Origin of the sequence: Falsiruegeria litorea R37, assembly GCF_900172225.1 — a bacterium.
GTDB lineage: Bacteria > Pseudomonadota > Alphaproteobacteria > Rhodobacterales > Rhodobacteraceae > Falsiruegeria > Falsiruegeria litorea.
Genome location: NZ_FWFO01000001.1, coordinates 1,077,368 through 1,100,030 on the forward strand (window position 1 = coordinate 1,077,368; position 22,663 = coordinate 1,100,030).

The 22,663-nt window shown below is 59.2% G+C and carries 27 protein-coding genes; 15 read left to right on the top strand and 12 right to left on the bottom strand.

Going from position 1 to position 22,663, the window contains the following annotated elements; genetic code table 11:
• Positions 1 to 125: 125 nt before the first annotated feature.
• Positions 126 to 893 (bottom strand): hydroxyacylglutathione hydrolase, encoded by a 768-nt coding sequence (gene gloB, locus TRL7639_RS05315; protein WP_085794721.1) that lies wholly within the window; start codon positions 891 to 893, stop codon positions 126 to 128.
• A 62-nt stretch (positions 894 to 955) separates the two neighbouring features.
• Between gloB and TRL7639_RS05320 the strand changes: the two genes are divergently transcribed.
• A complete protein-coding gene (locus TRL7639_RS05320) occupies positions 956 to 1,702 on the top strand; it encodes a methyltransferase domain-containing protein (protein WP_085794722.1) in 747 nt (248 codons plus the stop codon).
• A gap of 16 nt (positions 1,703 to 1,718) precedes the next feature.
• Here TRL7639_RS05320 and TRL7639_RS23200 read toward each other — a convergent pair whose 3' ends face one another.
• Both TRL7639_RS23200 and TRL7639_RS05330 read right to left on the bottom strand, forming a co-directional pair.
• Positions 1,719 to 1,904: a hypothetical protein gene (locus TRL7639_RS23200; RefSeq protein WP_085794723.1), complete on the bottom strand. Its 186-nt coding sequence runs from the start codon at positions 1,902 to 1,904 to the stop codon at positions 1,719 to 1,721.
• A gap of 594 nt (positions 1,905 to 2,498) precedes the next feature.
• Positions 2,499 to 2,711: a hypothetical protein gene (locus TRL7639_RS05330; protein WP_133057614.1), complete on the bottom strand. Its 213-nt coding sequence runs from the start codon at positions 2,709 to 2,711 to the stop codon at positions 2,499 to 2,501.
• A gap of 436 nt (positions 2,712 to 3,147) precedes the next feature.
• Between TRL7639_RS05330 and TRL7639_RS05335 the strand changes: the two genes are divergently transcribed.
• From TRL7639_RS05335 to TRL7639_RS05375, 9 genes are all read left to right on the top strand, one after another.
• Positions 3,148 to 3,708 carry a F0F1 ATP synthase subunit delta gene (locus TRL7639_RS05335; protein WP_085794725.1) on the top strand — a complete coding sequence of 187 codons (561 nt, stop codon included), beginning with the start codon at positions 3,148 to 3,150 and terminating at the stop codon, positions 3,706 to 3,708.
• Entirely contained in the window at positions 3,709 to 5,247 is a 1,539-nt protein-coding gene (atpA, locus tag TRL7639_RS05340; RefSeq protein ID WP_085794726.1) for a F0F1 ATP synthase subunit alpha, read from the top strand.
• A 12-nt stretch (positions 5,248 to 5,259) separates the two neighbouring features.
• The gene (locus tag TRL7639_RS05345) at positions 5,260 to 6,138 is read left to right on the top strand and encodes a F0F1 ATP synthase subunit gamma (protein ID WP_085794727.1); all 879 of its coding nucleotides are present in this window, start codon (positions 5,260 to 5,262) and stop codon (positions 6,136 to 6,138) included.
• 18 nt (positions 6,139 to 6,156) lie between these two features.
• Positions 6,157 to 7,581, top strand: coding sequence for a F0F1 ATP synthase subunit beta (gene atpD / locus TRL7639_RS05350; RefSeq protein WP_085794728.1), 1,425 nt, complete (start codon positions 6,157 to 6,159; stop codon positions 7,579 to 7,581).
• A 12-nt stretch (positions 7,582 to 7,593) separates the two neighbouring features.
• A complete protein-coding gene (locus TRL7639_RS05355; RefSeq protein WP_085794729.1) occupies positions 7,594 to 7,998 on the top strand; it encodes a F0F1 ATP synthase subunit epsilon in 405 nt (134 codons plus the stop codon).
• A 113-nt stretch (positions 7,999 to 8,111) separates the two neighbouring features.
• The gene (locus tag TRL7639_RS05360; RefSeq protein WP_085794730.1) at positions 8,112 to 8,462 is read left to right on the top strand and encodes an H-type lectin domain-containing protein; all 351 of its coding nucleotides are present in this window, start codon (positions 8,112 to 8,114) and stop codon (positions 8,460 to 8,462) included.
• A 221-nt stretch (positions 8,463 to 8,683) separates the two neighbouring features.
• Entirely contained in the window at positions 8,684 to 9,103 is a 420-nt protein-coding gene (locus TRL7639_RS23285; protein WP_235820346.1) for a peptidase associated/transthyretin-like domain-containing protein, read from the top strand.
• A gap of 2 nt (positions 9,104 to 9,105) precedes the next feature.
• On the top strand, positions 9,106 to 9,729 hold the full coding sequence (locus tag TRL7639_RS05370; protein WP_235820262.1) for a ferric reductase-like transmembrane domain-containing protein: 624 nt from the start codon (positions 9,106 to 9,108) through the stop codon (positions 9,727 to 9,729).
• 98 nt (positions 9,730 to 9,827) lie between these two features.
• On the top strand, positions 9,828 to 10,313 hold the full coding sequence (locus TRL7639_RS05375) for a RidA family protein (protein WP_085794732.1): 486 nt from the start codon (positions 9,828 to 9,830) through the stop codon (positions 10,311 to 10,313).
• Positions 10,314 to 10,385: 72 nt separating this feature from the next.
• Here the strand turns inward: TRL7639_RS05375 and TRL7639_RS05380 are convergent, their stop codons facing one another.
• On the bottom strand, positions 10,386 to 11,405 hold the full coding sequence (locus TRL7639_RS05380) for a ribose-phosphate pyrophosphokinase (protein WP_085794733.1): 1,020 nt from the start codon (positions 11,403 to 11,405) through the stop codon (positions 10,386 to 10,388).
• 103 nt (positions 11,406 to 11,508) lie between these two features.
• Here TRL7639_RS05380 and TRL7639_RS05385 point away from each other — a divergent pair, with 103 nt between their 5' ends.
• Positions 11,509 to 12,102, top strand: coding sequence for a 2-hydroxychromene-2-carboxylate isomerase (locus tag TRL7639_RS05385; protein WP_085794734.1), 594 nt, complete (start codon positions 11,509 to 11,511; stop codon positions 12,100 to 12,102).
• A complete protein-coding gene (locus TRL7639_RS05390; RefSeq protein WP_085794735.1) occupies positions 12,102 to 12,899 on the top strand; it encodes an alpha/beta fold hydrolase in 798 nt (265 codons plus the stop codon). Before TRL7639_RS05385 ends, TRL7639_RS05390 begins: the two co-directional genes overlap by 1 nt.
• A 127-nt stretch (positions 12,900 to 13,026) precedes the next feature.
• On the opposite strand, the gene TRL7639_RS05395 is transcribed toward TRL7639_RS05390, so the two are convergent.
• From TRL7639_RS05395 to TRL7639_RS05415, 5 genes are all read right to left on the bottom strand, one after another.
• Positions 13,027 to 14,061 carry a threonine aldolase family protein gene (locus TRL7639_RS05395; RefSeq protein WP_085794736.1) on the bottom strand — a complete coding sequence of 345 codons (1,035 nt, stop codon included), beginning with the start codon at positions 14,059 to 14,061 and terminating at the stop codon, positions 13,027 to 13,029.
• A complete protein-coding gene (locus TRL7639_RS05400) occupies positions 14,061 to 14,531 on the bottom strand; it encodes a YcgN family cysteine cluster protein (protein ID WP_085794737.1) in 471 nt (156 codons plus the stop codon). The genes TRL7639_RS05395 and TRL7639_RS05400 overlap by 1 nt, the downstream gene beginning before the upstream one ends.
• On the bottom strand, positions 14,528 to 15,460 hold the full coding sequence (locus tag TRL7639_RS05405; protein ID WP_085794738.1) for a bifunctional riboflavin kinase/FAD synthetase: 933 nt from the start codon (positions 15,458 to 15,460) through the stop codon (positions 14,528 to 14,530). The genes TRL7639_RS05400 and TRL7639_RS05405 overlap by 4 nt, the downstream gene beginning before the upstream one ends.
• Positions 15,461 to 15,731: 271 nt before the next feature.
• On the bottom strand, positions 15,732 to 16,175 hold the full coding sequence (locus TRL7639_RS05410; protein ID WP_085794739.1) for a MaoC family dehydratase: 444 nt from the start codon (positions 16,173 to 16,175) through the stop codon (positions 15,732 to 15,734).
• 102 nt (positions 16,176 to 16,277) lie between these two features.
• A complete protein-coding gene (locus tag TRL7639_RS05415; RefSeq protein WP_085794740.1) occupies positions 16,278 to 17,153 on the bottom strand; it encodes a TIGR01459 family HAD-type hydrolase in 876 nt (291 codons plus the stop codon).
• Between the two features lie 280 nt (positions 17,154 to 17,433).
• Here TRL7639_RS05415 and TRL7639_RS05425 point away from each other — a divergent pair, with 280 nt between their 5' ends.
• Positions 17,434 to 18,249 carry a M48 family metalloprotease gene (locus TRL7639_RS05425; protein WP_085794742.1) on the top strand — a complete coding sequence of 272 codons (816 nt, stop codon included), beginning with the start codon at positions 17,434 to 17,436 and terminating at the stop codon, positions 18,247 to 18,249.
• A 39-nt stretch (positions 18,250 to 18,288) separates the two neighbouring features.
• Here TRL7639_RS05425 and TRL7639_RS05430 read toward each other — a convergent pair whose 3' ends face one another.
• On the bottom strand, positions 18,289 to 19,212 hold the full coding sequence (locus tag TRL7639_RS05430; protein ID WP_165759759.1) for a GlxA family transcriptional regulator: 924 nt from the start codon (positions 19,210 to 19,212) through the stop codon (positions 18,289 to 18,291).
• Positions 19,213 to 19,312: 100 nt separating this feature from the next.
• Between TRL7639_RS05430 and TRL7639_RS05435 the strand changes: the two genes are divergently transcribed.
• On the top strand, positions 19,313 to 19,723 hold the full coding sequence (locus tag TRL7639_RS05435) for a GFA family protein (RefSeq protein WP_085794744.1): 411 nt from the start codon (positions 19,313 to 19,315) through the stop codon (positions 19,721 to 19,723).
• A gap of 106 nt (positions 19,724 to 19,829) precedes the next feature.
• Here the strand turns inward: TRL7639_RS05435 and TRL7639_RS05440 are convergent, their stop codons facing one another.
• The gene (locus tag TRL7639_RS05440; RefSeq protein ID WP_085794745.1) at positions 19,830 to 20,750 is read right to left on the bottom strand and encodes a manganese-dependent inorganic pyrophosphatase; all 921 of its coding nucleotides are present in this window, start codon (positions 20,748 to 20,750) and stop codon (positions 19,830 to 19,832) included.
• A 99-nt stretch (positions 20,751 to 20,849) separates the two neighbouring features.
• Positions 20,850 to 21,836: a TraB/GumN family protein gene (locus tag TRL7639_RS05445; protein WP_085794746.1), complete on the bottom strand. Its 987-nt coding sequence runs from the start codon at positions 21,834 to 21,836 to the stop codon at positions 20,850 to 20,852.
• Positions 21,837 to 21,951: 115 nt separating this feature from the next.
• Here TRL7639_RS05445 and TRL7639_RS05450 point away from each other — a divergent pair, with 115 nt between their 5' ends.
• Complete coding sequence (locus TRL7639_RS05450; protein WP_085794747.1) at positions 21,952 to 22,623, top strand: DUF2161 domain-containing phosphodiesterase; 672 nt, start codon at positions 21,952 to 21,954, stop codon at positions 22,621 to 22,623.
• Positions 22,624 to 22,663: the final 40 nt, after the last annotated feature.

Here is a 22,663-nt window from a genome sequence, read left to right on the forward strand (position 1 = left end):
CCCAACAGCCAACCATGTCCTCATAGTATTAGAGTTTGGTTGATGTTTGCCCGGCTTCAAGGGTTTTCTTTCATTTAGCGGTCACATTTGTTGTGACTGTTGTTGAGAACCGGGCCGTTAAGGGATCAGAAACTGTCCTTGCGCGACCGGATTTCGGTGAACACGGCCGCCGGATCGGCGCCTGACATGCCCAGATTGGCTGCAATACCCGGCTCTGCCGCGCGCAGAAAGGGGTTAGTTGCCAATTCCAACGCCAAAGATGAGGGCACGGTGGGTTTTCCAGCAGCACGGGCTTGCGCGATATCGGCCACACGAGCCTGCAAGTCGGGGTTTTCGGGTTCGATGGTGACGGCAAAGGCACCATTGGATTGGGTGTATTCATGGCCCGAACAGACGGTGGTTTCGGGGGGCAGGGCGGCCATTTTGCACAGCGAGGCCCACATTTGGTCCGGCGTGCCCTCGAACAGGCGGCCACAGCCAAGCGCCATCAAGCTGTCGGCGGTGAACAGCACCGAGCTGGCAGGCATGTGAAAGGCGATGTGGCCGACAGTGTGGCCCGAGACGTCCATGACATGCACGGTTTCACCGCCAAATTCGAATGTGTCCCCGTCGTTCACCTGGGCATCCAGGGCGGGCAGGCGGTGCGCGTCTGCGGCGGCCCCAATAACCTTTGCGGGGTGTTTGGTCAGAATGTCGCCCAAACCGTCCACATGGTCCCAATGGTGATGGGTCAGCAACACGTGGCTGAGCGACCATCCGCGCGCCTCAAGCTCGGCCAGAATGGGCCCGGCTTCGGGGGCGTCCACAAGGGCAGTTTCTCCGCTTGCGTCATCATGGGCCAGAAAGGCATAGTTGTCTGAGAGGCAGGGAATGGTGACGATCTCGAGAGGCATGGCCTTTTGACCTTTCGTTGCTAAACTGGCCCGCAGCTTGGCCGATCATACGGGCGTCCGCAATGCATCTTGATGTGCAGGATCTTAGGAATTTCTACTACCGCAGCACGCTGGGGCGCGCGGCGCAGGCGGCTGTGCGTGGTCGTGTTCAGGCAATCTGGCCGCAAGCCACCGGGCAGACCATCGCCGGGTTCGGCTTTGCTGTACCCTTGTTGCGTCCCTACCTGAGCGACGCGCGGCGAGTAATCGGGTTGATGCCGGGGCCGCAAGGCGTCATGGCCTGGCCTGCTGGGCAGCCCAATGTCTCGGTCCTGGTCGAAGAGACGCTCTGGCCCATCGAAACCGGCCACGTCGACCGGTTGATCGTGATGCATGGTCTGGAAACGTCCGAGCGGCCCTCGGACCTGCTGGATGAATGTTGGCGGGTGTTGGGGCCGGGGGGCAGGGCGCTGTTTGTGGTGCCGAACCGGGCCGGACTGTGGTCGCGGTCGGACAAGACGCCGTTCGGTTACGGCCGTCCGTACACGCTCACCCAGTTGGAGGCGCAACTTCGCAAGCACGAGTTCGAGGTCGAGTTCCATTGCTCGGCGCTCTATCATCCGCCATCGTTCAAGCGGTTTTGGCTCAAGTCCGGCCCGCTGCTCGAGCGCACCGGCACCCGGATGCCGACGATCATGGCGGGTGGCGTGTTTCTCGTTGAGGTCTCCAAACGCCTGCATCCGCCACGTGGGGCAGGGATCAAGGACAAGGTTCCCAGCCGTATCCGCATCCTTGAGGGGCTATCGAATCCTCTTCCGAAACCTGCATGATCCGCGACAATCCGCGCTACAACTCTGCTGCCCGGATCTGCTCAAGTATTTGGACGTTTGACGTGATCGTGGGGGCGTCTCGGAAGCGATCCCATTCCTCTGTCGGAGCTTCCTCGTTCACAACGGGGGCATCATAGTCCGGAATATTGCCCTCTTCGCCAAGGAGAACGGTAGCGATCTTCGTATATCCAAGTCTCCTCATCGCGGTCTCGTCTACTCTGGTCTCCGCTTCGATCCCGGCCTTGATCTCTAGCAGGTCAAATTAGTTGTCTTCAGGAACACGATACAGACCCACACTGTGTTGGGTGCCTCTTGAACAGCAAGATGAAGCTGGTTGGTACTGTCCGGCGAAGTAGGTTGGCAATATTGCGGCGCCAAGTTCAGCTGAAATCTCGACGTCAAGATGATCCTCGGCATCCATGATGACGCGGTGGTTGTGACTACAGGATCAGGGTCCACATCTTGACCGACGAGATACGAAAGATAAACTCTGTCGGGGCAACAAACACCTTCGTTGGCAGTGTCAACAAAAGTCGTATTTCAATGCTCTATGTTTTCGCTGAAGCTGGCCGTTCCCACATCGCAGCCACCACCTGAAGCAATACCCAAATTCTGTTCATGCTCAGAGTGATGTCGACGGTTTCATCCGCATTGGTCGTGTCCAAATGGGCCTTGTTTCCATTCTGCTATAAGTCGTCAACAGAGATGTCTTGTGAATTGCCGTCCGCAAATGTGATTTGGATGTCAGGCTGAAGAGGGGCTTCTTGATCGCTCTCGGCATCTCGTGGTTCTTCACTTAGCGCTTGATCCGATGTGTCTGCTCAGGGTCTGCATCATCTGAGTCTGTTTGATCATCAGTTATCTCGGCGGAGGGTGTATCCTCTTCACTGACCTGTGGGATTTGTTCTTTGTCGCTGTTATCCTCTTGGATCATGTCCACAACAGCAACTGATGCTGCGATCCCCATCAACGAAGGCGATCCTGTCAAAAGCATAGTAGCTTCCAGCATTGGTAACTAACTTGATTGCCAGAGATACCAGTTTGCGCCAGCAGCAACTGCAGCCAGGGCGTGAAAGAAAACGGGGAAATCAGACGAGGGGTGAGTGGCTGCGGGTGAGTGGCTGCCCGATCTCGGGAAACTGGACCTATTGATGGGGCCAGTTTCGCGGCAAACTGACGGAAATCTGTCACAGGAATCGCAAAAACCTGCAATTTGGTAACATTTTTCAACCCCGCAACCCGACACAAACGGTCGCAGTTTCGGTAAGGTATTGAAAATAAACAATATGTGGATAAATCCGTTACCGCTATAGGTTATTGCTAGGTCGCAAACGCTCTGCTACATCCCCCAAGAATTTGATGCCCTGCCGCCACGGCGGGGTTTCTTCACGCCCCCGTGTTGCCTGATTGGGTGATTTCGGGGCCAACGTATCGGAAGGGTGGACGTGTCCGAACCAGCTTCGATTTCCGCAGGCATTGCCGAGCGCTATGCCACCGCGATTTTTGAGATCGCGAAAGAGAACAATAACCTCGACGGTCTGGAAACCGGCATCAACGATCTGGTTGCTGCTCTGGCAGACAGCGCTGATCTGCGCGACCTGCTGTCCTCGCCCGTCGTATCGCGCGCCGAGCAAGAGGCCGCCATCGCTGCAGTGGCAGACAAGATGGGTCTGGACCCGGTTCTGAAGAACAGCTTGGGTTTGATGGCGCAGAAGCGCCGCCTGTTCGTCGTGCCGCAGCTGCTGACCGCGCTGCGCGAGGCACTGGCAGAGGCCCGTGGCGAAGTGACCGCAGATGTCGCATCCGCCAAGGCGCTGACCAAGACCCAGATGGAAAAACTGTCCAAGACGCTGTCCGCGAACGTGGGCAAAACCGTGACTATCAATGCGACCGTTGATGAGAGCCTCATCGGCGGTCTTGTCGTTAAAGTGGGCTCGAAGATGATCGACACCTCGATCCGCTCCAAGCTCAACTCCCTCCAGAATGCAATGAAAGAGGTCGGATAAATGGGTATCCAAGCTGCAGAGATTTCTGCAATCCTGAAGGACCAGATCAAGAACTTTGGTCAGGACGCAGAAGTGGCCGAAATCGGTCGCGTGCTGAGCGTCGGCGACGGTATCGCCCGCGTATATGGCCTCGACAATGTTCAGGCCGGTGAAATGGTTGAATTCCCCGGCGGCATCATGGGCATGGCGCTGAACCTGGAAAGCGACAACGTCGGTGTGGTTATCTTCGGGTCCGACCGTGACATCAAAGAAGGCGACACCGTCAAGCGCACCAACTCGATCGTGGACGTGCCAATCGGCACCGGTCTGCTGGGTCGTGTTGTTGACGGCCTGGGCAACCCCCTGGACGGCAAAGGCCCCATCGAATCCACCGAGCGCGGCGTTGCAGACGTCAAAGCGCCGGGCATCATCCCGCGTAAATCGGTTCACGAGCCGATGGCAACCGGCCTGAAGTCGGTCGACGCGATGATCCCGATCGGCCGTGGCCAGCGCGAGCTGATCATTGGTGACCGTCAGACCGGTAAAACCGCAGTTGCCCTCGACACCATCCTGAACCAGAAGTCGGTCAACGACGCGGCTGGCGATGACGAGAGCAAGAAACTGTACTGCGTCTACGTGGCTGTTGGTCAGAAGCGTTCGACCGTTGCTCAGCTGGTGAAGAAACTGGAAGAGTCCGGCGCGATCGACTACTCGATCGTTGTTGCTGCGACCGCGTCCGACCCGGCGCCCATGCAGTTCCTAGCACCCTATGCCGCGACCGCGATGGCCGAATACTTCCGTGACAACGGCAAGCACGCTCTGATCATCTATGATGACCTGTCCAAACAGGCCGTATCCTATCGTCAGATGTCGCTACTGCTGCGTCGTCCGCCCGGTCGTGAAGCCTATCCTGGTGACGTTTTCTACCTCCACTCGCGCCTGCTGGAGCGTTCGGCGAAGCTGAACGAAGACTTCGGTGCCGGTTCGTTGACCGCTCTGCCCGTCATCGAAACCCAAGGCGGCGACGTGTCGGCCTTTATTCCGACCAACGTGATCTCGATCACCGACGGCCAGATCTTCCTGGAAACCGAACTGTTCTACCAGGGCATCCGTCCTGCTGTGAACACCGGTCTGTCGGTTTCGCGTGTGGGCTCCTCGGCCCAAACCAACGCGATGAAATCGGTTGCGGGTCCGGTTAAGCTGGAACTGGCTCAGTATCGCGAAATGGCTGCCTTTGCGCAGTTCGGTTCGGACCTGGATGCCGCCACTCAGCAGCTGCTGAACCGTGGTGCGCGCCTGACCGAGCTGATGAAACAGCCGCAGTACTCGCCGCTGACCAACGCGGAAATCGTCTGCGTCATCTTCGCCGGCACCAACGGCTACCTCGACAAGATCGAAGTGACTGATGTGGGCCGTTACGAAGCTGGCCTGCTGGCGCACCTGCGTGGCAAGCATCAGGACCTGCTGGACTGGATCACCAACGAAGATCCCAAGATCAAGGGTGATGCGTCCGACAAGATCAAGGCTGCGCTGGACGAATACGCCGCAACCTTCGCTTAAGGAGAGGCGGTAATGCCAAATCTCAAGGACCTAAAAAACAGGATCGAGTCGGTCAAATCGACCCGCAAGATCACCAAGGCCATGCAGATGGTCGCGGCTGCAAAACTGCGCCGCGCCCAGGAATCTGCCGAAGCCTCGCGTCCCTATGCCGAGCGGTTCAATGCCGTAATGGCGGGGCTGGCGGCATCGGTCGGGGGCAGCGACAGCGCGCCCAAGCTGCTCCGTGGTACGGGCAGTGAAGATGTGCACCTGCTGGTCGTAATGACAGCCGAACGCGGTCTCTGCGGCGGCTTTAACGGCAACATCGCCAAACTCGCCCGCGCCAAAGCGGACGAGCTGCGCGCGAACGGCAAGACGGTGAAAATCCTGACGGTCGGCAAAAAAGGTCGCGATGCGATCAAGCGCGATTATGGCGATATGTTCGTGGGTCACGTCGACCTGAGCGAAGTCAAGCGCATCGGCTATGCCAACGCGCAGGACATCGCCAAGGACGTATTGGCCCGTTTCGACGCCGGGGACTTTGACGTCGCCACGATCTTCTACTCGAAGTTCGTGAACGTGGTCACACAGGTTCCCACCGCGCAACAGATCATCCCTGCCTCGTTCGAAGAGACCGAAGGCGGAGACGACAGCGGCGCGATCTTCGACTACGAGCCCAGCGAAGAGGCCATCCTGGCCGACCTGCTGCCCAAGGGGGTTGCGACCGCGATCTTCTCGGCTCTGCTCGAAAACGGGGCGTCTGAACAGGGTGCACGGATGTCCGCAATGGACAACGCGACACGCAACGCGGGTGAAATGATCGACAAGCTGACGATCCAGTTCAACCGCTCGCGTCAGGCCGTGATCACCAACGAGCTGATTGAAATTATTTCCGGCGCCGAAGCGCTGTAAGAAAACCGGAGACGAAACATGGCGAATGCAAAAGGCAAAGTCACACAGATCATCGGGGCCGTCGTCGACGTGCAGTTCGATGATGCACTGCCTGAAATTCTGAACGCGCTGGAAACCACCAACAACGGCAAGCGCCTGGTGTTGGAAGTTGCTCAGCACCTGGGTGAAAACACCGTCCGCACCATCGCGATGGACGCGACCGAAGGGCTGGTTCGCGGCGCCGAAGTGACCGACATGGGCGCGCCCATCTCGGTTCCGGTTGGCAACGCCACCCTGGGCCGCATCCTGAACGTTGTTGGCGACCCCATCGACGAAAAAGGCCCGGTCGAAGCAACCGATACACGTGCCATCCACCAGCCCGCGCCGAGCTTTGCGGAACAGTCGACCGAGTCGGAAGTTCTCGTCACCGGTATCAAGGTTGTGGACCTGCTGGCCCCCTACGCAAAGGGTGGTAAGATTGGTCTGTTCGGCGGTGCCGGCGTTGGTAAAACCGTTCTGATCATGGAACTGATCAACAACATCGCAAAAGTGCACTCGGGCTTCTCGGTGTTCGCGGGTGTTGGCGAGCGTACTCGTGAAGGCAACGACCTTTACCACGAGATGATCGAATCGAACGTTATTAAGCCTGACAACCTGTCGGAATCGCAGGTTGCCCTGGTTTACGGCCAGATGAACGAACCTCCGGGAGCACGTGCACGTGTTGCTCTGACCGGTCTGACCCTGGCCGAGCAGTTCCGCGACCAGTCCGGTACCGACGTTCTGTTCTTCGTCGACAACATCTTCCGCTTCACGCAGGCGGGTTCCGAGGTTTCGGCTCTGCTGGGTCGTATTCCTTCGGCGGTGGGCTATCAGCCGACCCTGGCGACCGACATGGGCGCCCTGCAGGAACGCATCACCTCGACCAAGTCGGGCTCGATCACCTCGGTTCAGGCCATCTACGTTCCCGCGGACGACCTTACCGACCCTGCGCCTGCGACCTCGTTTGCGCACCTGGACGCGACCACCGTTCTTAACCGTGCGATCTCGGAAAAGGGTATCTACCCGGCTGTTGACCCGCTCGACTCGACCTCGCGTCTGCTCGACCCGGCCATCGTTGGTGAAGAGCACTACAAGGTTGCAACCGACGTTCAGCAGATCCTCCAGCGTTACAAGTCGCTGCAGGACATCATCGCCATCCTTGGTATGGACGAACTGTCGGAAGAAGACAAAATGACCGTTTCGCGCGCTCGTAAGATCGAGCGTTTCATGTCGCAGCCGTTTGACGTTGCTCAGGTGTTTACCGGTTCGCCGGGTGTTCAGGTTCCCCTGGATGTCACCATCGCGTCGTTCAAAGCAGTTGTGGCCGGTGAATACGACCACCTCCCCGAAGCAGCCTTCCTCATGGTTGGCGGCATCGACGAAGTGATCGCAAAAGCCGAAAAGATGGCCGCAGAAGCTGCCTAAGGAGTATCCCTGATGGCAAACACGATGCAATTCGACCTCGTCAGCCCGGAGCGGAGCCTTGCTTCGCTTCAGGTCAGCGCGGTCCAGATCCCGGGTGCGGACGGGGACATGACGGCAATGCCCGATCATGCTCCGACTATCACCACCTTGCGCCCTGGTGTGCTCAAGGCCGAAGGTCCCGAAGGTACCACCGAGTATCTTGTGACCGGCGGCTTTGCCCAGATCAACGGCGACGGTCTGTCGGTGCTGGCTGAAAAGGCCATCCCGGTGGACGAGGTGACCCGCGCACATCTGGACGAGCTGATCGCTGAGGCCCGCGGTGCCCATGAGGCATCGCAGGAGCACCCCTCGCTTGTCGACGACGCAGCCAAGCTGCTCGCCGACATGGAGGCCCTGGGCGACCACATGAGCCTGTAAGCGCTTGTGAAAAGATCACAAAACCGGCCCTTGAGAGGGGGCCGGTTTTTTTGTGCCTTGTTGTCGCCCATTTTTTTCGGAAAATGGCGACAGGCAATTGATTAGACACACGCATGAAGACTTTCAAAACCCATCCCATCGGCATCGCCCAAGGCGACGAACAGATTTTTGCAGATTTCGAAAACGACGGAGAGATGTGGACAGGCTCGGGCACCCGCGAGCGCCGACACGCTGTCACCTTTGATCAGCCGTTTCGGTCAACGCCCGCCGTGCAGGTGGGAATATCGTTGTGGGATGTGGACACCTCGGCCGCGGTCCGGGCTGAAGTGGTCGCGGAAAGCATCACACCCGAGGGCTTTGACATCGTGTTCCGCACCTGGGCCGACAGCCGCGTCGCCCGCGCCCGCGTCGCCTGGACGGCGATCGGAGATGTAACGACGGATGATGACTGGGATGTGCCATAGAACAGAGCCGTTGTGCGTGACGTCATTCACATCAATTTGAACCAAGGCGGGTCCCCGATGGGTCTGCCAACTCGAAAAATCTGAAATCTGCGCTAAGCTTTTCCTGTGAGTCGCCTGTCCGATCCAGCAGACACCTTGCAGGGAGGTATCGCATGCCATTTCTCCGTTTCTCTCGACGCGCTTTTCTCGCCACAGGCGGCGCTCTCGCCGGGATTGGTGCCATGGGCTTTCAATCGTCTGTTGGTGCAGCCAACGTGAAGCCAACCAAGTCCATGCGGGGCGGGGCGAACAACTACCTTCCGGGTGCTCCGATTGTCGAGCGGATCGGACAAGGTGGTTTCTGGATGAGTGGCACAGTCCGAAGGGCCGGGGACGGCGCTCCGCTTGCGGGGCAGCGCATTCAGATTTGGGCGCACACGACGGAAGGACACGAACGTGATCCGCACAGTCACGGGGCAACACTCACAGACGCAAATGGAGTGTTTCGTCTTGAGATGCCGCAAATTGTTCCGGCGTTTGGACAACCACACGGCCATCTCGCTTACGACAGTGGCGAATATGAAACCGTTTTCTTGCGGCCGGTCATGCCCAGTGCCCGAGACAAACACTTGGAAGCCCATTTTGTACTTACGCCTGCCTGATCATGAAGCGCCCAATGCGGCCTGATCGGCTGCGCGCCCTGCTGATCTGGGCAGGGCTGCTAGCCATGTTTCTGATCGCTCTCGCAGCAGCGGGTTTCAGTCCGCTATTGGCTTGGCGTGAGCCGATCTACATCATCGCGGGATTTGCAGGCATCGTGGCCCTCTGTCTTGTGGTGATGCAGCTGTTGCTGATTGATGGCGGCCTTCCTGGTGCCAGGGGCATGAAGGGCAGGCGCATCCACAAATGGGTTGGGCTTATCTTGGTGGCCGCCGTGATCCTGCATGTGGCCGGTCTGTGGATCACAAGCCCCCCGGATGTCATCGACGCGTTACTGTTTCGCTCACCAACCCCGTTTTCGACCTGGGGCGTGGTGGCCATGTGGTCGGTCTTTGTCGCAGCCTTTTCAGTCGCTTTTCGGCGGCGTCTCTCATCGAACCCCCGGGTTTGGCGCCGAGTTCATGTGAGCCTGGCATCGCTGACCAGCGTCGGAACCGTTGTGCACGCCCTGTTGATCCATGGCACGATGGAGAGCACATCCAAGATCCTTGTCAGCCTTCTGTTGCTGGTGGTGCTGTGCAAGGTTGTGTTGGTTCCCAGGGTCAGAGCCGCCTGGGTACACAAATAGCACTGAACATCCTTGGCCAACTCCATCACGCGCAAGACAGACATCAAGTCAGATTTGGTCTAACGTGCCTATATACGTCACTGCATTTGGAGCCCAGCATGCCGACACCAGAAGAGAGACTGACAGAGTTGGGGTTGCACCTGCCGCAACCGACCAAGCTGCCTGAAGGACTGCATTTGCCGTTTGAATTTGTAAACATCAGGGGGGATCGGCTTCTGTTTTCCGGACACCCCAAAAACGCAATGGATGGCAGCATTGGTGGGCCATTCGGTGTTGTGGGCGGCGATATGACCACCGAGCAGGCTTATGCCGAAGCCCGAGATGTTGGGCTGACCGTACTGGCAAACATCAAGGACGAGATCGGCGAGTTGTCACGGATTACAGGCTGGGTTCGTGTGTTTGGAATGGTGACTTCGGCCGAGGGCTATTCCGAACAGCACTTAGCGGTGAACGGGTTCAGCGATCTGGTCATCGATGTCTTTGGACCAGATGTGGGACGCCACGCGCGCTCTGCCATCGGCGTCTATGGGTTGCCCATGGGATTTGCGATGGAGATCGAGGGCGAGGTTTTGATTTCCCGATGAGGGGCATGATCCGTTAGCCAAGAAAAAGGCGGCCAAGCGGCCGCCTCTCGCGTTCCTCCAACGAGGTCTCGCTCAATCCATGTGATAAAGCGACTCGTAGATCGGGGTCAGGGTCTTGTCTTCGAACAAGGACGAGACCGAAGTGCCGTTCCAGATGTTCAGGATGGCCTGGGTAAAGATGGGTGCGGTCGGGACCACGCGGATGTTGGGGGTGTTCAGGATCGCCTCGGTCGGCTGGATCGAATCTGTGATCACCAGGGATTTCATCACCGAATTGGTCACACGCTCAACTGCGGGGCCGCTCATGACGCCGTGGGTAATGTAGGAATGCACTTCCTTGGCGCCGTTATCCAGCAGAACCTGCGCAGCCTTGCAGAGCGTGCCTGCGGTGTCGCACATGTCGTCCACGATCAGGCAGATCTTGTCAGTGACGTCCCCGATCACGGTCATTTCGGCAACCTCACCGGGCTTCTCGCGGCGTTTGTCCACGATCGACAGCGGTGCGTTGATCCGTTTGGCGAGCTCACGTGCGCGGGCCACGCCACCCACGTCCGGCGAGACGACCATCAGCTCGTCCATGCGGCCTTTGAACTGGTTCTTGACGTCCAGCGCAAAGACCGGGCTAGCGTAAAGGTTGTCCACGGGAATGTCGAAGAAGCCCTGGATCTGGGCCGCGTGCAGGTCCATGGTCAGAACCCGTTCAACTCCGGCCTCGACCATCATGTTGGCGACCAGCTTGGCTGAGATGGGCGTGCGGGCCTTGGTGCGGCGGTCCTGGCGGGCGTAGCCGAAGTAAGGGACCACGGCGGTGATCCGTTGCGCGGACGAGCGACGCAGCGCGTCACAGATGATCAGCAGCTCCATCAGGTTGTCGTTGGCCGGGTTCGAGGTCGGCTGGATGATGAACATGTCCTCGCCACGGACGTTCTCGAACACCTCGACAAAGATCTCGCCGTCGTTGAACCGTTCGACGCGGGCATCAACCAATCCCTGGTCGACCCCCCGATACAGGCTCATTCGGCGCGAAATCGCTTCGGCGAGTGGTAGGTTGGCGTTCCCAGAAATGAGCTTGGGTTCGTTGAGTGTCGGCATTGGAGAGACCCGTGGCAGCGAGGATGTGACAGATTCGTGATGTTGACACCGCTTAGCATGGGCTTACCGTCCCGCAAAGGTAACGCCGCGGAGAAAACGACAGATGGCCCATATCGACTACTATTTTGCGACACTTTCACCCTATGCCTACCTGGCCGGGGACGGACTGGAACAGATTGCCGCCAAACATGGCGCGTCTATCACGTATAAACCCGTGGATATCATGACGCTGTTCAGCCGCACCGGGGGGACACCGCCCAAGGATCGCCACCCCTCGCGCATTGAATACCGGGCACAGGATCTGCTGCGGCGGTCGGCGAACTTGGCAATGGACTTCAACCTCAAGCCCGCCCATTGGCCAACCAATGCGGCGCCGTCGTCTTATGCGATCATTGCGGCCGCCAATGCCGGTGGCGGCGACGTGGGACAGCTGGTGCGCCTGATCCTGCGGGCCTGCTGGGCCGAGGAAAAGGATATTGCCGAGGATACCGTGGTGCGCGACTGCCTGTCGGCGGCCGGGTTTGATCCGGCCTTGGCCGACAGCGGCATGCTTGTTGGTGCAGAAACATATGCCGCCAACCTCGAAGAGGCGATTGAGCGCGGCGTCTTTGGCTCGCCTTTCTATGTGACCGAAGACGGGCAACGGTTCTGGGGCCAGGACCGCCTGGCCGATCTGGACGCACACCTGAGCCGCTGATGCGCGACTTGCAACAACCGATCCACGTGCGCTTGATGGGAGAGGGCGCACGGGACGTTTTGGCCATTCATTGCACCATCGCGCATTCAGGCGCGTGGAAGCGGCTGGCGTCACTTTTGAGTGAAGAGGCAACTTTCCACGCTTTTGATATGCTGTCTCATGGCCAAAGTGCCGATTGGGACGGGCACGGTGATTTTCAGGACCGCAATGTCGAGGCTGCCCTGTCAGTGCTCGAGCGGCCAATGGATGTGGTGGGGCATTCTTTTGGGGCCACGGTTGCATTGCGCGCGGCGGTGGAGCGCCCCGATCTGGTGCGCAGCCTGACCCTGATCGAGCCCGTGTTTTTTGCGGTTGCCCTGCAAGACGCGCCCGCGTTGGTGGCCGAACATGACCGGATCGCGCAGCCGTATCAGGCGGCTATGCAGGCAGGTGACTGGCCCTTGGCAGCGCGGCTGTTCAATCGGATGTGGAGCACGGATGGCGGCCCGCGATGGCCGCAATTGCCCGAAGCGACGCGCGCGGCCATGATCCGGGGAATCCCGGTGGTGCCAGCTTGTGACGCGGCGCTGTTTGATGATCGCGCGGGGGTGTTGGCGCCCGGCGTTCTGGATGGGTTGAGCATGCCGGTGATGCTGCTACGAGGCGGGCAAAGCCAACCGGTGATAGGCAGCATCAACGGTGGTCTAGCACGGCGCATTCCCGGCGCGATTGATCACGTGGTCGATGGTGCTGGGCACATGGTGCCGATCTCGCATCCACAAGACGTGGCGCAGCACCTAAAGGCGTTCTGGCGCTGAAGGACGGGGGTGCTCCCGCCCGTCGGGATGTGCATCAAAGAAGCACACCCTCCCGTTGGGCCGGGCGCCGCGCGCAGCGCGGCGCGGTTGCGCCTATGGCTGACCGTTTTCGACTTTTGCGAAGTCTTTAGAACAGAGCGAGGAAGGCGTCGATCTGCTCGTTCGAAATTGCCCAGTCGCAGACAAGACGGCAGGCCAGCATCTCTTCGTCGTCTTCCCCCTCGAGTGTGGCGCCCCAAAGGTGATAGACTGCGCCTGCCTGATGCAGCGCCTTGTGCACCCCGCGCGGGAAGCTGGCAAAGATCATGTTGGCTTGCGGTTCGTGCAGGAAACTCGCCCCAGCCGCGCGCAGACCTTCGGTCAAGCGTGCGCAATTGGCGTTGGCCTGGCGCGCAGATGTCAGCCACAGATCATCGCTCAGATAGGCCTCCATCTGCGCCGACAGGTAGCGGTGCTTGGAAAACAGATGCGCCCCGCGCTTTCGACGAAGCTCGAACTCCCAGGCTTTGCTCTCGTCAAAGAACACAACTGCCTCGACCCCCATCAAGCCGTTCTTGGTGCCGCCAAAACTGACGGCATCAACGCCCGCTTTCCAAGTCATCTCGGCCGGGGTGCAGTCAAGCGCGACCAGAGCATTGGTGAACCGGGCGCCATCCAGATGAACCGGTAGATTGTAGCCCTTGGCCACGGTGCAAAGCGCGCGCAACTCGTCCAAAGAATAGACCGTGCCGCGTTCAGTGACTTGCGTGATTGACACTGGCCCACGCTGCGGCCCGTGCACGCCGCGGGTCTCTTCGCCCGCGATGGCTTGGCGCAACGCCTGCGGTGTCATCTTTTCGCCGCCCGGAACCAGTGTCAGCTTGGCACCGCTGTAGAACTCGGGCGCGTTGCACTCGTCCTCGTGAATGTGGGCCATGGGCGAGCAGAAGATCGTCTGCCAGGGCTCTGACAATGTCGCCAGCGCCAGCGAGTTGGCGGCGGTGCCGGTCGCAACCAGATAAACGGCGGCACCCGGTGCCTCGAACAGCCCTCGAATCTTGTCGCGCACATCGTTCATCAACGTATCCGCGCCATAGGCCATCTGATAGCCATCGTTCGCCCGCGCCAGGGCGTCTAGCACCTGGGGGTGCACGGGTCCAGAATTGTCAGAGGCAAAATACATCAGATCGGCTCCTCGATAATGTGGTCTTCCCACTCCTCCTCGGGCGTTTCAAACTCGGACACGGTCCATCCCTGAACCGATACGCCCGCCTTGTGCACGCTGTCGGGGTCACCTGATATCAACGGATGCCAATCGTAAAGGGGTTTTCCTTGCCACAGCAGGCGATACGCACAGGTTTGCGGCATCCAATAGGCGTGGGTATCCAGGTTTTCGGGCTTCAGGACGATACATTCGGGTACGAACTGATGGCGGATGGGATATTGCGCACAGCGGCAGGTTTCATCATCCAGCAAGCGGCACGCCACGCGGGTCAGGGCGACTTCGCCGCTGTCTTCGTCTTCCAGCTTGTTGAGGCAGCACTTACCGCAGCCGTCGCAGAGCGCTTCCCACTCTTTGTCGGACAGTTTGTTCAGCGGTTTGCGTTCCCAGAACCGCTTTGCCAGTCCTTTGCGATCAATCGGGTCGCTCATAACGCCCCAAGGATGTTGCGGGCCTGATCGCAATCGGCGTCCATTTGCGTGATAAGCGCATCCAACCCGTCGAACTTGAGCTCGGGACGCAGGTAATCGACCAGCCCTACCGACAGGGTCGCACCATAAAGATCGCCGGAAAAATCGAACAGGAAGGTTTCGATGTTGGGATGCTCGCCATCAAACATGGGGCGCGTGCCGACCGAGGCTGCGCCATGATAGCTGCCGGCATGGGGGCCGTCGAGCACATCGACCAGTACGGCATAGACACCGAATTTGGGTGGGTGCAGCCCATCGATGGACATGTTGGCGGTGGGATAGCCCAACTCACGCCCACGCTGTTCGCCGCCGATCACCTCACCTTCGATGCGATGCCAATGGCCCAGCATATCGGCGGCATCCCGGGGGCGTCCGTCAGACAGAGCCTTGCGAATGGCTGTGGATGACACGATATCCTCCGATCGTTCCAGAAGGGGCGCGATGGTGACACCAAACCCCATCTCCTGGCCGAACCGCTGCAGGTCCTGCGCAGTGCCCTTGCGCCCTTGGCCAAAGCAGAAATCGGCTCCGACGATCACGTGGCTCAGGCCAAGCCCATCGGCGATCACATTGCGGGCGAACTCTTCGGGCGTCAGATTGGAAAGCGAAACGTTGAAGTTCAGCTCGTACAGTTTTTCGACCCCAAGCTTCTCAAGCCGATGGGCGCGGGCAACGGCGCGCATCAGGCGAAAGGGCGGGGCGGCTGGGGCAAAGAACTCGCGCGGATGTGGCTCAAAGGTCAGAACACCCAAAGGGGCGTCCGGAGCCACGTCGCGTGCCAGGTTGATGACCGATTGATGGCCGATGTGTACGCCATCGAAATTGCCGATCGCAGCGCAGGCGCCGCGATCTTCTGGCTCGACAAAATGATAATCCCGGATGATCCGCATGTGGCTGAGTTAGCGTCATGTCCGATCCGGTGCAAGACCACATGATATCGGCGACGTGTGGGAAGCCCACTTCGCCGCGTCACGGATACATTGGCCGCAGGCACGACCGCCGTGCGCCCGCAGGGGGCGCGGCCCGGCCCAACGGGAGGGCGTGCATCTCTTGATGCATATTCCGACGGGCGGGAGCCCCCCGAACCGCGTGAACAACATGTGCTGATAAAGAAAAAGCCGCCCGGATGGGGCGGCTTGTCGTCTCGTATCGGGGGATGGATCAGTCAAACTTCCGCGACGGTGCCAGCACCATCGCCTCACCAACCAGAACTTTCTTGCCATCAACCGAGCAGTGGCAATCCAGTTTCACGCGGCGTTTGGACATCTCGATGTCGACAACCTTGACCTCGGCGTAAACCATGTCACCGGGGCGCACCGGCGCCAGGAACTTGAGCGACTGACCCATATAGACCGTGCCGTGGCCGGGCAGCTGCTCGCCGATCACGGCCGAGATGAGGCCAGCGGTCAGCATTCCGTGCGCGATGCGGCCCTCAAAGATCGTGTCGCGGGCATAATCATCGTCCAGATGCACCGGGTTGCGATCCGTGGACACCTGGGCAAACATCTCGATGTCTTCGTCGGTCACCACTTTGCGCAGGTACCGGGTCATGCCCATTTCGATGTCTTCAATGCAGATCGTTCCGCGAGGCAGATTGTCCAACATGATGTCCTCTTTTCTGATCGACGCAGCAATAAAACGTTACGCTCTATCGTGATATGGCAACTTTATTACTTTGCAGGTGCAGAAAATCAAGTTCTTTTTTCGTCAGCGCAAACGTCCGATGGTGTAGGTCGGGTTGGATTTTTCTTTTTCCAGATAGTCGGTTAGCGCCTCTGCGTCCGGGCTGAAGCCAGTTTTTGTTTCCTGTGCGGCCAGTCCGCCCGAGATGAAAAGAGAATCGATCCCTTCGCCCATGCCGCCAGCAATGTCGGTCAACACGCCGTCGCCGATCGCCAGAATCTCGGAATCAGGAACGTCTTTCCCCAGGCTCGCCAGCCGCCGCCGTGCCAGATCATAGATCGGCGGATGTGGCTTGCCAAAGTACAGGCTCTCACCGCCCATCTCTGTGTACAGCCGCGCCAGAGCGCCCGCGCACCATTCGCGAATTTCGCCGCGATCGACCACGATATCGGGGTTGGCACAGAGCAGTTTCATGCCCTTGGTCTTGGCATAAAGGAAATCCGGGCGGTTCACGTCGGGGTCAGCCATCGGATCAAAGGGGCCGCAGCAGACGATCCCTTCGGCCTCTTGCAGGGGCACACGTTCGATCTCGACCGGATTTTCCAGCAGGTGCAGCGGCTCAAAGAAGCCCGCATCGCGCTCCCATTCGCCCATGAAATAAACCTTGTTCCCCACGGTGCCTCGAAACATGGCCGAGCGTGCGCTGTCGCCGCTGGTGGCGATGATGTCATAGGCATCGTCCGGCACGTTGAACTGGCCCAACTGGCTGGCCACACCCGCACGCGGTTTGGGCGAGTTCGTCACCAACACCACGGTTCCGCCCTTGGCGCGATACTGCTGCAGGGCGGCAACTGCCTCGGGGTAAGCGGTCACACCGTTGTGGACGCAGCCCCAAAGGTCGACAAAAAGCGCCTGGTAACGGTCGGAAACTTCGGAAAGTGCGGTGATGATCTGAGACATGAAAGCACCTGATTTTTGCGTGGGTCCACCGGCTTATGCACGAGTTCGGGTTGATTGACCATGATGGTTCTGCGCGGCCGACTGCGAGATTCCAGGTCAAATGGACAAGGTCAAAGTTCTTGGATTGTATCAGCGTGCAAACACTGGATTCGAACCGTCAGTTCGACCAAGTCAAATGGATATGCCGATACAAGAAATCGGCGACCGAACCATTCACCCTTTCGCAGTTGACCTGCCTTTTTGATCGCCTTAACCGGGTAAAAAGTAAAAGAGAGTGAAAATGAATAAGTCATTGAGAGTTCTGGGGCTGTTGACCGGAATGACGATCCTCACTGCGTGTGGAACGACCTATCAAGTGCCCGAAGTGGCGGACAGCCATACATCCACGGCGTCGCGCATGTTCGCCGAAGCCCAATCTGAGCCTGTGCGCAAACCGATCTCTCAGGCAGCTGCAGAGCAGCGCTTCAACCGCGTGGCGCGGCGGGTGGCCCCTGTGGGGCAAAGTTACTGCAATGCGCTGGCTGAACAGGGGAAAGATGTCGATTGCACGGTAAAGATTGAGATCGACCGCAAGATGGAGCAGCGCAACGCCTATTTCACGCACGAAGAAACGGGCCCCGTGATCCGACTTTCGATGCCGTTGCTGCAAGACAGCAGAAATGATGACGAGGTCGCATTCGTCATGTCGCATGAATATGGGCATCTTCTTGGGCAGCATGTCCAAAAGGCGAAACAGCAGGCTTTGGCGGGGGCAGTCATTGTTGGTGTGATAACAGCTGCAGTTACCGCGCAGGCTGAAATCATCGACAGTTCCCTGATCGGCGCAGGTGTCGGGATCGGCGCGGCTGCGGGCACGTTTGCCTATTCGCAGACCTATGAACTCGAAAGCGATACCTTGGGCACCTATATCGCAGATGCGGCCGGATACGATCCGGTAAAAGGGGCGAAGTATTTTGCTCGGCCCGAAGCGGCCCGAACGCAGGCGGGCAAGTTGTCGTTTTGGGGCACACATCCCCCTGACGAAAAACGTGTTGCCACCGTTCTGGCGACCAAGGATCGCATCGATTCTGGCGTGGCCCTGCAACAGGTTCAGTAACTCGACACGCGCAAGGCATGATCCGGGGTCAATCCCGCGTCATGTCTTGAAATGTTCCAGCGTCTTCCCGGTCCGTTTGAGCATCACGCGCCGCAATGCGGTATCATCGCCATAGCCGACGCGATGTGCGATCTCACTTTGGGGCAGGGTGGTCGCGCGTGCCAGCCGAATGGCTTCGGTCACGCGCAGGGTCTGAACAAAAGTCGTCGGGGTCATCGCGGCCCTTTGCGCCAAACGTCGGGCAAAAGTGCGCGCACCCAGACCCGCAGCCCCTGCCAGTTCGGCCAGATCAACCTGGCGAGAGATGTTGCGACGCAGAAACAGTTCCGCCTGCTGCAACTGCTGATCCCCGGCCACCAGCGTCGCGACCGAGAGATAGGGCAACTGACTGGGGCGACTGTCGGCCATGGTGAAACGTCGGCAATCCTCGGCCAGCGCATAACCGCCGAACCGTTCGATCAAAACCAGCATCAAGTCGATCTGGGCAAAGGCGGCGCCTGCGGTGATCAGATCCCCATCCTGCCGCACGATCTGCTCTTGATCCAGCCGGGCCTTGGGAAACCGGGCTTTCAGCAGCGGAGCCAGCCACCAGGTTGTTGTCACCATCCGCCCATCCAACAGCCCGGCGGCGCCAAGGGCAAAACACCCCGAACAGGCCCCTGCAATGGTAACATCGGGACGCGCCAGCATGCGCAAGCTCTGAGCCAACCGCTCAAAACCCTCGGTGGCCATGGCCTGCTCAAGCTCGGATGGTGTGGCGAGCCCCAAACCGGGCAGGATCACCAAATCGACGTGAGGGCATTCCGCCAGCGCCCGTTCAGGCGTCAGACTCTGGTGTTTGAACACCACCGGCCCACCACCCAACGAAGCCACGCGATTTGCCGTGTCCAGCATCTCTTGTGCAATGGCCAAGCTCGACAACTGGCAGGGGGTCGGGTGCAAGATCAGAGTGCGAAGTGTCATCTTGTCCATAGTGGTATGAAAAATGTCATTTATGACACTGCCAATATCTCTGGCGTGTGTCCATGCTTCATTCGTCGGAACGAGATGGGAGACACTTCAGATGACACAAACAGGGGGCTGTTTTTGCGGCGCACTTCGATATGAGGTGACGGGCAAGCCGATGCTCAAGGCGCAATGCCATTGCCGCGCCTGCCAACATATAACGGGCGGCGCGCCCAACCTTTTCATGGTTCTGCCCAAGGATGCCTTTCACTATACCCAAGGTGTACCCAAAACCTTTCAGCGGTCAGATCATCCGGCGCGGGTGACACGCGAGTTCTGCGGTGACTGCGGCACGCATCTGATCTCGTGCCGTCCTGGCTTGGATGCGGCGATCCTCAAGATCGGCACATTGGATGATCCAAGTACCTACAAGGGGCCAAAGATGTCGATCTACGTGGCCGAGGCGCAGCCGTTCCATCACGTCCCGGCCGAGCTTCCGGCATTCGAAGGATACCCGCCAACCGGCTGATCCCTTCTTTCCTCGCGCTCTCAATATCCCAGAACGTGAGCGAGAGCCTTGCAAGAAAAAAGGCGCCCGACCAGGGGCGCCTTTGAAACAGTCAAAACGGAACAGATCAGACCTTGAGGTTCGGAATGATCTGCTTCTTGCGGCTCATGATGCCGGGCAGAACAACGGCGTCGCCATCGACCGACGCACCAAAGCTCTTTTCCGCGACGCCTTTGACCAGATCGTTGGGGACCAGCAGGGTGGCCTCTTCGTTCAGAATGTCGACCACGAACAGCAGAACCTGATCCACGCCGTCTTCGCCCGCAACCGAGGTCATCGAGTCCATCAGGGACGCTTTGCGGTCCAGCACAACGCCGGGCGCGGTGGTTTCCAGAACGGACACTCGGAACTTGGTGCTGTCGACTTCGTATTCCTTGCTGTCCATGCGGATCAATTCAGCATCCGAGAACGACGAGACGTCCGATTTGGCGGCGAACATGTCAGCGGCATAGGTCGAGACGTCCAGGCCCAGATCGGCTGCCAGCTTCTCGGCCACGGCGCGGTCGTGATCGGTGGTGGTGGGCGAGCGGAATTCCAGCGTGTCGGACAGGATGCAGGTCAGCGCTGCGCCCTTGATGGCCTCGGGCATCTTGGCGGCATCATCACCCATCAGGTCGATCATGATGGTGGCGGTGCAGGCCAGCTGACGGATGGTGATGTTGATCGGGCCTTTGGTTTTCAGGCCACCCACCAGCGCGTGGTGGTCAATGATCTCGTGCACGTCGGCGCCGTTGATGTTTTCCGGCAGCTCGGCAGGGTTGTTGGTGTCGACCACGACACAGGCCTGGCCATCGGCCACATCGGCGATGATTTCAGGCTTTTCGAGGTTCCAGCGCTCCAGCATGAAGGCCGCTTCGGTGTTGGGTTCACCCAGCAGGACCGGCTTGGCGTCGACGCCTTTGATTTCGTTCAGGTACCAGGCCCAGACGATGGGCGAGCCGGTGGAATCCGTGTCGGGGGATTTATGTCCAAATACAAGGGTGGTCATGACTGCGTCCTGCGATTTGCGAATTTTGCGGCCTTATAGGCTGGGTCGGGGGCGATGTCACGCAGGCAGAGACGACCTGCGGCACATGGTCTACGAGCTTTAGAACGAGGCCCGCTTCAGAGTGTATCCGCGCTTATGCAACAGGTTGAGCACCCCGTTGCGCCCCGGCAGATGCGCGGCCCCGACGGCCACCACCAGATTGTTTCCTTTGGTGCGCGCAATGACGGGCATCCAGGCCTTGTTGCGCCGGTCCAGCAGCAGGGTGTCAAACTGTCTGAGCAGCCGCACAACTTCGGACCTCGGGATGTCGATGTCACGGTACATCGTCCATTCCTTGATCAGCAGCGCCTCGGCTAGGGTTTCGCCGAAATAGGCGTTTCTTTGCGTCACGACCTGATCGTCGATATTCAGATCGCTGGCCAGATCCAGTTCGAGCAACTTGGCTTGGTCCCGAATTGGTTGCAGCGCAAGCGAGCGCATGCCGTCCATCGACAATTCCAGTGATCCGATGGGGATGCGGTTGCGGATGGCCAACTCCTCGATCCGGTCATCAAGGCCCGAGTAAGCCGCGAACCCTCGACCGCCACAGCCGCTTTGCGCCAGGGACAATGACAGATACCAGGGCTGGATCTGTGCTGTTTGCTCCGGTTCATACCCCTGCTGCTTCATCCGATGGCTCAGGTCGGCCCAAGCCGTTTCAGACATCATCTGAGGCAGAGTGGGCCCCTTGGTGATCAGCAGCAGAGCGCGATTGTCGAGCAGCGCCTTTTCCATCTTGGCCAGCTCCACTCTTGTCACCTCTAGCAACACGGCGTCGGCTTGCTCGATCACTGGGCGCAGGGTGCGCATGATGGCGCGCATCCGGCTGTCCCCGGTATGTTGGGTGCCAATCACATGGATGCGCTTTTTTCCTTTGCTGGCAATCCAATGGTTGCCATAGGCAAAGGGAACCTTGGCAATCTCGCGTTGCAACCGTTCTTGAGCTTCGGGCGTCAGCCTGTCCCGCAAATCTGTGCCCCGGCATTGAGCTGCTGCGACCGAGGCCGAGGTCAGGCAGAACAGTACAAAGACAAACAAGCGCAGCATAAAGCGCCCCTTTAATCAATTCGGTACCTTTGACTTTAGGCACTTGAAGGGGGGAGGCAAGGCCAAGCGATCAAAGGCGATTGTGAAGGATCGGGGCTGTCCCTAGAATGATACAATGGAGCGCGAACAGGAACTCTATCCACCGATCAAGGCGCTGCTCGAGGGGCAGGGGTATGAGGTCAAAGGCGAGGTCGGCGCGGCCGACGTCATGGCTTGTCGTGGCAGCGAGCCGCCGGTGATTGTCGAGCTGAAACTGCGCTTTTCGCTCAGCTTGTTTCATCAGGCGATCACGCGCTTGTCTGTTACGGATCTGGTTTACGTGGCTGTTACGCGGCCTACCGGGCGTACGGCGCGGCGTGCGCTCAAGGACAATCTGGCAATGTGTCGTCGTCTAGGTCTGGGGTTGATCACGGTCCGCGACGACGGCCGGGCCGAGGTGCATTGCGATCCGGGGCCTTATGCGCCGCGCAAATCCAAGAAGCGGACTCAGCGGCTGCTGCGCGAGTTCAACCGTCTCGAAGGGGACCCCAACGCGGGTGGGGCCACGCGGCATGGGATTGTGACGGCCTATCGCCAGGATGCGTTGCGCTGTGCCGCCTATTTGGCCGAAAACGGTGCGGCCAAGGGATCGGTTGTAGCGCAGGCCACCGGGGTGACCAAGGCCACCACGCTGATGCGCGACAATCACTATGGTTGGTTCGAAAAGGTTGAAAAGGGCGTCTATGCCCTTACTTCGGTCGGGTCCGAGGGGCTGATTCACTGGGCTTACAGCTGGGAAGCGGAATAAATTCAAAAAATCTGCATCCAGACGTTGACTCGGAAAAACC

What these genes read in the sequence shown, in the direction of transcription:
- gloB (WP_085794721.1), bottom strand. Translation starts at nt 893, where the DNA reads ATGCCTCTCGAGATCGTCACCATTCCCTGCCTCTCAGACAACTATGCC.
- TRL7639_RS05320 (WP_085794722.1), top strand. Translation starts at nt 956, where the DNA reads ATGCATCTTGATGTGCAGGATCTTAGGAATTTCTACTACCGCAGCACG.
- TRL7639_RS23200 (WP_085794723.1), bottom strand. Translation starts at nt 1,904, where the DNA reads ATGAGGAGACTTGGATATACGAAGATCGCTACCGTTCTCCTTGGCGAA.
- TRL7639_RS05330 (WP_133057614.1), bottom strand. Translation starts at nt 2,711, where the DNA reads ATGCTGGAAGCTACTATGCTTTTGACAGGATCGCCTTCGTTGATGGGG.
- atpA (WP_085794726.1), top strand. Translation starts at nt 3,709, where the DNA reads ATGGGTATCCAAGCTGCAGAGATTTCTGCAATCCTGAAGGACCAGATC.
- TRL7639_RS05345 (WP_085794727.1), top strand. Translation starts at nt 5,260, where the DNA reads ATGCCAAATCTCAAGGACCTAAAAAACAGGATCGAGTCGGTCAAATCG.
- atpD (WP_085794728.1), top strand. Translation starts at nt 6,157, where the DNA reads ATGGCGAATGCAAAAGGCAAAGTCACACAGATCATCGGGGCCGTCGTC.
- TRL7639_RS05355 (WP_085794729.1), top strand. Translation starts at nt 7,594, where the DNA reads ATGGCAAACACGATGCAATTCGACCTCGTCAGCCCGGAGCGGAGCCTT.
- TRL7639_RS05360 (WP_085794730.1), top strand. Translation starts at nt 8,112, where the DNA reads ATGAAGACTTTCAAAACCCATCCCATCGGCATCGCCCAAGGCGACGAA.
- TRL7639_RS23285 (WP_235820346.1), top strand. Translation starts at nt 8,684, where the DNA reads ATGGGCTTTCAATCGTCTGTTGGTGCAGCCAACGTGAAGCCAACCAAG.
- TRL7639_RS05370 (WP_235820262.1), top strand. Translation starts at nt 9,106, where the DNA reads ATGAAGCGCCCAATGCGGCCTGATCGGCTGCGCGCCCTGCTGATCTGG.
- TRL7639_RS05375 (WP_085794732.1), top strand. Translation starts at nt 9,828, where the DNA reads ATGCCGACACCAGAAGAGAGACTGACAGAGTTGGGGTTGCACCTGCCG.
- TRL7639_RS05380 (WP_085794733.1), bottom strand. Translation starts at nt 11,405, where the DNA reads ATGCCGACACTCAACGAACCCAAGCTCATTTCTGGGAACGCCAACCTA.
- TRL7639_RS05385 (WP_085794734.1), top strand. Translation starts at nt 11,509, where the DNA reads ATGGCCCATATCGACTACTATTTTGCGACACTTTCACCCTATGCCTAC.
- TRL7639_RS05390 (WP_085794735.1), top strand. Translation starts at nt 12,102, where the DNA reads ATGCGCGACTTGCAACAACCGATCCACGTGCGCTTGATGGGAGAGGGC.
- TRL7639_RS05395 (WP_085794736.1), bottom strand. Translation starts at nt 14,061, where the DNA reads ATGTATTTTGCCTCTGACAATTCTGGACCCGTGCACCCCCAGGTGCTA.
- TRL7639_RS05400 (WP_085794737.1), bottom strand. Translation starts at nt 14,531, where the DNA reads ATGAGCGACCCGATTGATCGCAAAGGACTGGCAAAGCGGTTCTGGGAA.
- TRL7639_RS05405 (WP_085794738.1), bottom strand. Translation starts at nt 15,460, where the DNA reads ATGCGGATCATCCGGGATTATCATTTTGTCGAGCCAGAAGATCGCGGC.
- TRL7639_RS05410 (WP_085794739.1), bottom strand. Translation starts at nt 16,175, where the DNA reads ATGTTGGACAATCTGCCTCGCGGAACGATCTGCATTGAAGACATCGAA.
- TRL7639_RS05415 (WP_085794740.1), bottom strand. Translation starts at nt 17,153, where the DNA reads ATGTCTCAGATCATCACCGCACTTTCCGAAGTTTCCGACCGTTACCAG.
- TRL7639_RS05425 (WP_085794742.1), top strand. Translation starts at nt 17,434, where the DNA reads ATGAATAAGTCATTGAGAGTTCTGGGGCTGTTGACCGGAATGACGATC.
- TRL7639_RS05430 (WP_165759759.1), bottom strand. Translation starts at nt 19,212, where the DNA reads ATGACACTTCGCACTCTGATCTTGCACCCGACCCCCTGCCAGTTGTCG.
- TRL7639_RS05435 (WP_085794744.1), top strand. Translation starts at nt 19,313, where the DNA reads ATGACACAAACAGGGGGCTGTTTTTGCGGCGCACTTCGATATGAGGTG.
- TRL7639_RS05440 (WP_085794745.1), bottom strand. Translation starts at nt 20,750, where the DNA reads ATGACCACCCTTGTATTTGGACATAAATCCCCCGACACGGATTCCACC.
- TRL7639_RS05445 (WP_085794746.1), bottom strand. Translation starts at nt 21,836, where the DNA reads ATGCTGCGCTTGTTTGTCTTTGTACTGTTCTGCCTGACCTCGGCCTCG.
- TRL7639_RS05450 (WP_085794747.1), top strand. Translation starts at nt 21,952, where the DNA reads ATGGAGCGCGAACAGGAACTCTATCCACCGATCAAGGCGCTGCTCGAG.